We start from the raw sequence: 9,652 nt of genomic DNA on the forward strand, positions 1-9,652 counted from the left end.
TGGATGAGTTGCCTGAGCCTGCGCGTCGTGCGATTGAGCAGGAGTTGGCTGAGTATGAGGCTGAGCAAGCTGAAGCCAGGAGCGCTCGATGATGGAAAGCCAAAACCTCCTCGTCAGTAGCCGAAACGGGGTTGCCCAGTGACAGTTGAAGTCGTATCCAAGAAAAAGGGTCTCATCGCTGATGCAGTGAATGAGATCGGTGCTCTTGTCACCTTTGCGGCACAAACATTCCTGACGGGTCTCGCCGCAATTCTCCGCGGCCGCTTCCCACTTGCCGAGTTTGTTGGACAGTCCGTCTTTCTTGTGCGTGTGTGTTTCTGGCCATCACTACTTTTGATGTTGCCGATCGGCGTTGTCATCGCCGTGATGATGGGTGGCCTCGCTGGTCGTATCGGTGCTGCGCAGTACTCAGGCGCGGTGGTGGCGTTCGTCATCATCGGTCAGGCGGCCGCACTCGTGACCGCGCTCATTGCGGCTGGTGTCGGTGGCGCCGCGATCGTGTCAGACCTTGGCGCCCGCACCATTCGTGAAGAGATCGACGCAATGCAGGTTATGAGCGTCGACGTTGTGGAGCGCGTAGTCGTTCCTCGCGTCTTCGCGTTGGTGTTCGTTGCGCTGTCTATGTGCGCGATCGTGTCGTTCTCGGGAATCTTATTTACCTACGCCTATCAAGTCGTAGGCGTAGGTGAATCCCAGGGTGGCTTCCTGCTGACCCTCCAGGCATATGGCCGAACGACGGACTTCGTGATGGCAATGTTCAAGTCGTTCTGCTTCGGAGTTGCGTGTTCGGTGATCGCAGCGTTCAAGGGAACACAAACCCGCGGCGGTTCGGCAGGTGTCGCAAACTCGGTTAACGAATCAGTGGTGATGATGTTCATCGCCGTGTTCGTGATCAACGTGGTGCTTACCCAGATGTACATCGTGGTAGTACCGGCAGTCGGGGAGTACATATGACGGACACACGGATCCGACTTAAAAGAGCATCAGGTGCCACACTAGGGCGGCTCAAAGGAAGTTTTGAAGGTCTCGACGGACACATCATGTTTGGTGTGAAAATGTTCGCTGGGATTCCGATGGCGATCGCGCGGTACCGGAAACACATTCTGACTGAAGTCGGCAATATCAGTTTTGGTAAGGCATCGCTGCTATCCGGTGGCGGCACAATCGGTGTCGTTGGCGGAATGGCAATTGTCGCCGCGGTCATGGTTTCCATCGAAATCCACCGCGCCTTGGGCCTGCTCGGCTTCACGGCGTTGTCCGGGTTGGCGGGATCAATCGCTAACACCCAGGCAATCGCACCTTTGATCGCGTCGCTGGCAATCGCAGCCAAGGTGGGAACAGGCTTTACTGCCCAACTCGGGTCGATGCGTGTGTCAGACGAAATTGACGCTCTCGACACACTGGGCGTGCCGTCAATTACCTTCTTAGCAACTGTGCGCATGCTGGCGATGCTCATCGTGATCGCACCGGTGTACATGGTGGGTCTGCTTGGCGCGTACCTCGCGTCTCGGTTCGTGATCGTTGGGATGCTCGGCGAATCGTCAGGAACCTACGATTACTACTTCCGACAATCCATCACGCCAGAATATTTCGCGTATTCGATTCTGATGACAGTGATTTTCGCGATCATCATCGCGGTGATCTGCTGCTCGTATGGATATAACGCGGGCGGTGGTCCTGAAGGCGTCGGCCGGGCTGCTGGTACCGCCGTTCGCACAACAATCTTGACAATCGCACTGGCAGCAATGGTGCTGGTGTTCGGTCTATACGGACTAACACCAACAATTCCAGGAATGGGGCTTGAGTAAATGAAGTCAATTCGTGGACTAATTTTTGGGATACTCCTGGTGGTCATCTCCACCCTCCTCATTGCACGCGGTGCGGGTGCACTTGATCAATCCCCGAAGGTGTACGTCGACGTACCCTCGGCAATTGATGTTCCAGGCGAGGGCGTTCGTGAGTCAGGCCTCCTGCTTGGCTCAAACAATGCCGTGCGATATGAAGGCGTCATTGTTGGACGCGTATCGAATATTGAAGTCGGTGTTATGGGTGACTTCGATGAAGAGATATCGCGCGTTGAACTTCAGGTAGATCGCGATGTTCTCGCAAACATGCCGAATGACGCACTCGCGCGGATTGTTCCGCGCACGATCTTCGGCGACAACGAGGTACACCTTGTAGCTCCTCACGATGTTGCAGCCAGCGAGCGGTCAACTGTCATGGCTGAACGCGGAGACGTTCTAGGACTCGACACCGGACCAGATGCGCGCGAGCTGTACAACGTATACGAAAAAGTCATGCGCGCGGTATATGAGTTGAACATCGAGGGGTCACTCGAAGGTCTTCGAGAGCTTCGCGTTGGTGTGGAAGGACGAGGCGAAGACCTAGGAAACCTCATTGTTCGCGCGGGCGACCTATTCGATGCAGTAAACCCCATGATCGATGGGGACGTCATACCTAATATTCGGCGAATTGCAGAGAATGTTGACCAGTCGCTCCCGGATCTAGTGGTCACGCTAGACCAGAGTGCGGAACTTGCTGACATGCTCAACGAGCGCGAAGCAGGTTTGCGTCAGCTCCTTGTTGCTGGCAGCACATTCACCCGCGACACCGCCGGATTAGTAAGTGCAATCAGTGCCGACACAATCGTTGTACTCGACAGTGGAACTGTCGCAGTCGGTGCCCTCAACCAAGGGCAAGGCGTGGATGGGGTTCTCAACAGCCTCGGGAATCTTGGACGCAATCTTGCACCGGCTTTCCAAGCAGGTCGTCTAAACATCACGGCTCTGGCCACACTCGAAGACCCCTTCCCGTACTCGCCTGCCGATTGTGCCCGGTACCCAGGTCTGTCTTCGCCTACCTGTGGTCCCGCACAACCACGCCCTGCTCGGCAAGCTGCACCGTTAGACGCGTTTCCGGTTCAGGCGCAGCAACTTGACTCGGCGATCGACGGACTAGCAGTTCCACAAGCAGAAGATCTCGACCTTCTTCTAAACAACCCACTGGCACTTCTAGAACGGGAGTTGATGAGAGGCGCACGCGGCGCTGCCACACCGGCGGCGGAAACCCGAACCACTCCTAGCGCGGCCACGGCGACAATGCTCGGACCAATCGTGCGCGGAACGGTGGTGGAAGTTCGATGAAACTCAGCAAAGGAGCCTTAGTCGGCCTCGCTGCTTTCGTTATTGCAGTGCTGTTTACGTCAGTCAGTGTCTGGCAAACATTGAGTCCGCCAGTGGGATCGCGCACTGCGACCTACGAAGCCGAGTTTCCTGACGTCACGAGCTTGAAAAAGGGCGACGATGTCACTCTCGCCGGCGTACGTGTTGGCAAAGTAAGCGGCACGGGTTGGGAACGCCAAGACGACGGAACGGTACGAGCAATCGTCTCGTTCAAGATCGAACGCGACCTCACACTGTCCGAAAACGCGCGAGCAGAAGTGAAGTTCGCGGACATGCTCGGTGTTCGCTACATGGGACTTATTGATCCAGGTGGAGCACCGGAACTTAACCGTGGAGACCGACTCCAGGTACTCGGCAAACCACCGACCGACGTCACAGAGTTGTTCAACGGGTTCCGGCCGGTATTCCGCTTGCTCGACCCGCCGCGGCTCAACGAGCTTTCGGCATCCGTCATCGATGCACTTGACGGAAACGCGGACGTTTTTGAATCAATGCTGATCGGAATGCTTGACGTCGCCAACGTCACGCTGGCCAGGCAGAACGAGATCGAAGTGCTAGCCGACCGACTACCTGAGGCCATGGAAATGATCGTGGAACGCAGCGACGACGTCGAAGCCGCAATTGAAGGCATGGCTGGTCTCACCGAGCGAATGGCAAGCCGCAACGCGGACCTCATCGCAGTCCTGGACCAAGGCGGATCGACGATGTCGAAGTTCGCGACGCTACTTGATACTCAACTTCCTGAGCTGCAACGCACCATCCGCGGTGCGATCAGCGTCAGTGAAGAGTGGAGCGCAAACAATGATCAGTACGTCGCGTTGCTCCAGGCAATGCAGCGTGGTGGTAAGGCAGTGAACCACTTCGGTGAGTATGGATCGTGGATCAACATTTATGCCTGCAACCTTGCCGTTAGTGCTCAAGGCCAACAGATCGATCCGTTCGCGCTCGTTGGCGGCGGCCAGTCGGAGGTGTGCCGATGATCCGGTGGATTAAGAACCTAAACCAACAACTCGTTGGATCGGGTATCTCAAAGGTATACGTAACCCGGCCAGGGTTGATTGGTGCGATAGCCCTGATCGTCCTTGCGAGCGCCCTCGCAATCGCGGCGTTCTTCCCAACAGTGATCTACAACATCCGCACAGCTGGATACAGCGTTGTGCTTTCCAGTGCCGGTGGGATTTCCGCTGGCGATCCCGTTTACGTTGCGGGTGTGCCGGCCGGGCGAGTCGAGTCTTTGGAAATTGAAGGGGACCAGGTCGTCGCGGAGTTCCGTGTTGACCGGTCGCGGTCGCTCGGCGATCAAACTGAAGCTGAAGTGAAGCTACGCACAATACTTGGTGCGTACTACCTCGACGTGCGTCCGCGCGGCGATGGATCACTTGCAGACGGTCGAATCCCGTTGGAACGCTCAGGCGTACCCTTCCACTTCGATGAAATTGCCCGAAGTGCCTACGACGTCACTCGCACGGACGATCCCGACCGGGAAATGATCGACTATGAGCAGCTTTCAGATCTCGCTGACATTGCTTACCAGTCCATCCCCGACCGGGAACTCGTCGACGAAGCAGTGACTGCTCTCGCAGACGCTGCCGGAATCATCAATAACAACGGTGATCAGATTGAAGAAATTCTCGTACTCGGACGTGACCTTGCTGAAATTATTGACCGCCAGCAAGACACACTCACCGTGCTGTTTGATCAGGGCGCAGTTGTGTTCGGCACCCTCGGTGCTCGTGCGCAATTGATTAGCGGGTTGATCAATGACTTGGAGACAGTGTCCGCACGTATGACGGAACTTCTCACTGCGGAGCCTGGTGAGTGGGACCGATTGCTTATCAGCTTGAGGGACGTGACCACCATGTTGGCTGCAGAATCCGATGCAATCGAACAAAGTCTCATCGAAGTCGGCCCAGCATTCCGCACGCTCACCGACGCAACCGGAACAGGGCCGTGGCTAGATGTGTCCGGACCAGTAGCAGTCCTGCCAGACAACATGCTCTGCCTGCTCGGTGCAGTGGAAGGATGCCGATAAATGAGTGCCAATTCCACAGCTAACCGCAGTAGATTCGTCAAACCACTGGCTATCGTGTTGGCCGCGCTCCTTGTGATCACCCTGATTTGGTTCGTGTTTTTCAATGAGAAACGCAAAACTGTATTCGCGGAGTTCCCGGTAGCAACGGGCTTGTACCAGGACAACGAGGTCCGGCTTCTTGGGGTAGACATTGGTCGCGTCGTCGCCATTGTTCCCTCGGAAGATCGGGTGCGCGTCGAGATGGAAGTGGATGACAGCGTTCACATCCCTGCCAATGTTCGGGCATTTATTACAAACAGAACACTTGTCGCGGACCGCTACGTAGAACTCGTGTTGCCACCACCGGCAGACCGAGTAGGGGAGTTCGCCTCCGGCGACGTTATTCCTCTGGACAGGACTGACGTCCCAATTGACTACGACATGCTGCTCACCTCAGCCAAAGACCTCGCAGACGCGTTGGCCGGTGAAGAAGATCTGGGCAATGTGCGTCGGACGCTAGAGCGGATGGGTTCGGTATTCGACGGGCTTGGACCTGAGGCAAACCGCGCGATCGAAGAGTTTGCTGGTGCGACACGAGTGCTCGCCAACAACTCAGATGAGATCGACGAACTCCTTGAGGTTTTCGGCAGGATTTCGCGCCTCATTTCCGACCGCGAGGTTCAGATCCGGGAGTTCACATCCTCGCTAACACTCCTGGCTGCTGAAGCAGGACGCCAAGACAACGACCTCGGTGCGATGATTTCGCAAATTCGCGTCATGTTCGACGAAGCGGATCGGCTAGTCACGGAGCGTGGTGGGGAAATAACTCAGGTCTTGCAGTCCACAGATACATTGGCGAACGTCCTAGCGAGCCGCCCTGTCGAACTCGCGGAGATTATCGACATCGCTCCTTTGATGGGGCAAAACTTCCAACGCGGAATCTCCGACGATGGCAGTGCCCGGATCCGACTCAACGTGTCAACGGACTTGCAGCAGGTCCCAGGACTTGCGCAACTCTGCGGCAGCGCACCGGCGGCTTTCTGTACTGGCGCTGGCTTTACCAACCCGATTGCGTATCCGATCGGATTGGCCGATCCACTGAACATCGGAGCTATCTTGCAAAATGCGGCAAGGGAGGGGCGCTGATGTTGAGAACAGCTAAAGCGCAGGGGCCACACTCACGTTTTTCGCATGCACGGCGGCTCAAGCTACCTAGGTCGTTCGTTGCTGCACTTGTTGCAGTCCCGATCGGGCTCGCGGCGACAGGATGCTCGATGGGTATCCAGGAGATCTCGTTTGACATGGTGGAGGGTCGTGCAACGTACCCCCTGGAAGTCGAACTTGAAACTGCCGACCTCGTCATGGTGGGCACTGAGGTTCGAATGGGGCAGCGACTGCTCGGTCGAGTCTCAGACCTGAACACCGACATTGCGCCTGATGGTCGCCGCATCGCAGTCGCAACAGTAAGTCTTGACAGTGATGCAGAGCTACCGCGGAACACAACGATGACGGTGGAGTTGCCAAACACTCTGGGCAACCCATACATCAAGGTCCGTATTCCTGATGAGCCGAACGGTGGGATATACGAGGCTGGTGACCGCGTGACAGAAGATTTCACGTCGCGTGGACCAGACCTTGAAAATGCTCTCGCAAGTTTGTCCGTGGTGTTGAGCGACGGTGGTATCGGGAGCGTTGAGATCATTGCGAACGAAATGGAAGCAGCGATCGGTGGCCGCGGCGACGACATTCGCCGTACGGTGAACTCTTTGCAGCGAACTGTCGACATTCTCAACACCCGAAGTGCCGACATTGATCGGACATTGGTTGCGGCCTCGAGCGCGGCGACGCGCATCTCCGAGGAACAAGAGACGTTTGATCGCACACTCGATGCGGCATTGCCACTATTTGACCTTCTGATCGAACAATGGGATGAGATCGCAGACCTGCTCGGTGGTACAGCGACCCTGGCCAGCGAGTTGGACGTCATCATGACGGCATCGGAAGAGGACTTGCTGACGTTGCCAACAGAGCTAGCGAATCTTCTCGAAGCGCTTGACCGCACAGACGTCCGCTCGATCATTGTCCCACTAGCGGATCTCCTCAACAGGGCGGACGGTGCACGATCGGGTGACTATCTGCGTCTCAACATTGACGCAGATGTTCCAGAGCTTTTGCGCACGCTGCTCGTTGGCGGACAGGGTGCAGCTACAGGAGGCGGACAATGAGACGCAGCACGAAAGTTCAGCTCGCCCTCTTCGTGGCGCTTGCACTGTTTATTTTGCCCGTAGGGACTCGGTACGCACTTGGCGCACAGTTCCTCAGCCTCGGCACCATAGGTCTCGGTGACCGCCCGATTGAGGCAACAGCCTACTTTGACGATGGTCGCGGGCTTGGACCAGGAACAGTGGTGACCTACCAGGGCGTCGTTGTTGGCGAGATTCAGACCGTGCGTCCGATTCCGCCGTCGGAAGCACGCGTCATCGAGACCGAAGATGGTCCGGTTACGCTGCCCATCGAGATCAAGTTCCGTCTCGACCCGGGGGTGGAAGTTGTACGCACGGTGACTCCAGTTTCCACAACGCTGAATGTGGCGGGTCTAGTGAACTTTGAACTTCGCCCTACACCAGGATCAGTTCCCGGTGACTATCTCCAATCGGGTGATGAGCTCATTGTTGATCCATCCCTTCAGCGCGTCAGCTTCCGCGAAGTTCTCGTTGCCGTTAACGAAGTTGTTGACACCCTGGACGTCGAATCACTGAGTGCGTTGCTTGAAGCGCTCGGAGCGACTTTCGAGGGGCGCGGTGACGACATTGGCGACATCATCGACAACGTCGGAATCGTTGCGGACGTCTTCGAGAAACACAGCGACACTGTGGAATGGCTTGGCACTCAAGGCCCGTCCACTATGCGGTTGATGGCGGATGCATCGGACACGATGCCATCTTCCTTCAGTACGTTCCGCGTTTGGAGTCGGCAGTTACTAGATGCAAGACCTGACATCGAATCACTGATCGATACAGGTCCAGGTGCTATGCGTCGAGTTTCTGATCTGCTTGCGGACAACCGCGGCAATATTGAAGGAACCCTCGACGGCTTTGCTGACGTCTTGCCAATCCTGAGCGATCGCGAGTCGGCGCTCATCGCGCTGATGGACGACTTCCCAGATGGCTTGAACAAGGCCGCAACGATTGCGCGTGGAAACGCTCTCTCGTTCACGATCGTCGGCACCCAGGGGCCCGTGTGCTACTACGAGACCCCTCGCCGCGCTATTGGTGTTACGAACGAGCAGCAACCAAATAGGGCCGTGTTCTGCCCGCCGGGCCAGGACCTAGCGCAGCGCGGTGCGGCTACAGCACCGAGGCCAGATGGACTGGGACTTGTGGGGTACACATCGCCGGGTATTCAAACCGGACCAGCGATGGTGTCGAACCCACTGATAATCGGTCCAGGGGGACGTGCTGCCTTGGATATGCTTGGCGATGCCGCGCGCGAAGCTGGACTGATCCCGCAGGGTGGGCGGTAACTATTGACCGGCAACATCACAACTCAGGAGATGACCAGAATTTCCGAAACATATGTAGGCGACGGCTACTCACCCGCTGAAACTAGCGGAGCGTCCAAGCCAAGCCGTATCCCGGTCGTTCTCGTTGCAATTCTTGCGGTCGTAAGCGCAGTCCTGGGGTTCCTGTATTGGGATGCCTCACGGGGCCAACAGCAATTGCTGGCGATTGAGGAGTTGCGCGCGGAAGCGCTTGACGATGCGAGTCGCTACGCGGAATTGTTCGGCACGTACGATTTCGAAAACCTCGACGAGAACCTCAACGGCGTCAAAGCGATTTCTACGCCGGAATATGCCGAAGAGTACGAATCAATCGTCGAAGAGCTCAGCGAAGTCATACTGGCAGCTGAGGCGCGTTCTGTGGGCACCGTCGCTAATGCGGGTGTGCAAGAGCTGACCGACGAAGTGGCAGTGGTTGTTGTGTTCCTCAACCAGCAAGTCACAAATCTTCTGATTGAGGACCCGGCAGGTCGCCGTGACCCCAGTCGGATTGTGATCACGTTGCAGCGTGACGGCGATCAGTGGCTTCTGCGAGATGCCCAGCCCGCTTGACCCTGCACGCGGCGCAGAATTGAATCTAGGGAAAGATCTGTGTGTGAAAGGCCGAACAATGATTCGGCTTCGCACGCAGATCTTTCCATTTGCCCGTAAAAAGGCATGGTGGCAATCACGTCGATGTCAGGAATATGAGAATTTTTACGCTTCAGGTAGTGTCCCGAATCACTATGAAGTAACGTTTCGTGTCATGTGCATCGCAAGGGTGCGTTAGGGTGACGCCACCCACACTGTTTTGTGTTGTGGCCTAACTGGGAGGTTCCGTGGGAGTTGAGGTCGCGGTCGAGGGGCTGACGAAGTCATTCGGGTCGACGAACATCTGGTCGGATGTGTCGTTCACTATCC

9 protein-coding genes are annotated in these 9,652 nt (G+C 56.6%); all 9 read left to right on the forward strand.

Going from position 1 to position 9,652, the window contains the following annotated elements:
• The first annotated feature begins 138 nt into the window (after positions 1 to 138).
• Positions 139 to 954 carry an MlaE family ABC transporter permease gene (locus IEW73_RS16385; protein ID WP_188677987.1) on the forward strand — a complete coding sequence of 272 codons (816 nt, stop codon included), beginning with the start codon at positions 139 to 141 and terminating at the stop codon, positions 952 to 954.
• Entirely contained in the window at positions 951 to 1,808 is an 858-nt protein-coding gene (locus tag IEW73_RS16390; protein WP_188677990.1) for an ABC transporter permease, read from the forward strand. Before IEW73_RS16385 ends, IEW73_RS16390 begins: the two co-directional genes overlap by 4 nt.
• Entirely contained in the window at positions 1,809 to 3,143 is a 1,335-nt protein-coding gene (locus IEW73_RS16395) for an MlaD family protein (RefSeq protein ID WP_188677992.1), read from the forward strand.
• Positions 3,140 to 4,162: an MlaD family protein gene (locus tag IEW73_RS16400; protein ID WP_188677995.1), complete on the forward strand. Its 1,023-nt coding sequence runs from the start codon at positions 3,140 to 3,142 to the stop codon at positions 4,160 to 4,162. Before IEW73_RS16395 ends, IEW73_RS16400 begins: the two co-directional genes overlap by 4 nt.
• Positions 4,159 to 5,214: an MlaD family protein gene (locus IEW73_RS16405; protein WP_188677997.1), complete on the forward strand. Its 1,056-nt coding sequence runs from the start codon at positions 4,159 to 4,161 to the stop codon at positions 5,212 to 5,214. The genes IEW73_RS16400 and IEW73_RS16405 overlap by 4 nt, the downstream gene beginning before the upstream one ends.
• Complete coding sequence (locus IEW73_RS16410; protein ID WP_188678000.1) at positions 5,215 to 6,339, forward strand: MCE family protein; 1,125 nt, start codon at positions 5,215 to 5,217, stop codon at positions 6,337 to 6,339. It begins immediately after the preceding gene.
• 128 nt (positions 6,340 to 6,467) lie between these two features.
• Complete coding sequence (locus tag IEW73_RS16415) at positions 6,468 to 7,418, forward strand: MCE family protein (protein ID WP_188678003.1); 951 nt, start codon at positions 6,468 to 6,470, stop codon at positions 7,416 to 7,418.
• On the forward strand, positions 7,415 to 8,716 hold the full coding sequence (locus tag IEW73_RS16420) for an MlaD family protein (RefSeq protein ID WP_188678006.1): 1,302 nt from the start codon (positions 7,415 to 7,417) through the stop codon (positions 8,714 to 8,716). The genes IEW73_RS16415 and IEW73_RS16420 overlap by 4 nt, the downstream gene beginning before the upstream one ends.
• Positions 8,717 to 8,746: 30 nt before the next feature.
• A complete protein-coding gene (locus IEW73_RS16425) occupies positions 8,747 to 9,304 on the forward strand; it encodes an Rv1363c family protein (RefSeq protein WP_188678009.1) in 558 nt (185 codons plus the stop codon).
• The last annotated feature ends 348 nt before the right edge of the window (positions 9,305 to 9,652 follow it).

Origin of the sequence: Hoyosella rhizosphaerae (genome assembly GCF_014643175.1) — a bacterium.
Taxonomy (GTDB): Bacteria; Actinomycetota; Actinomycetes; order Mycobacteriales; family Mycobacteriaceae; genus Lolliginicoccus; species Lolliginicoccus rhizosphaerae.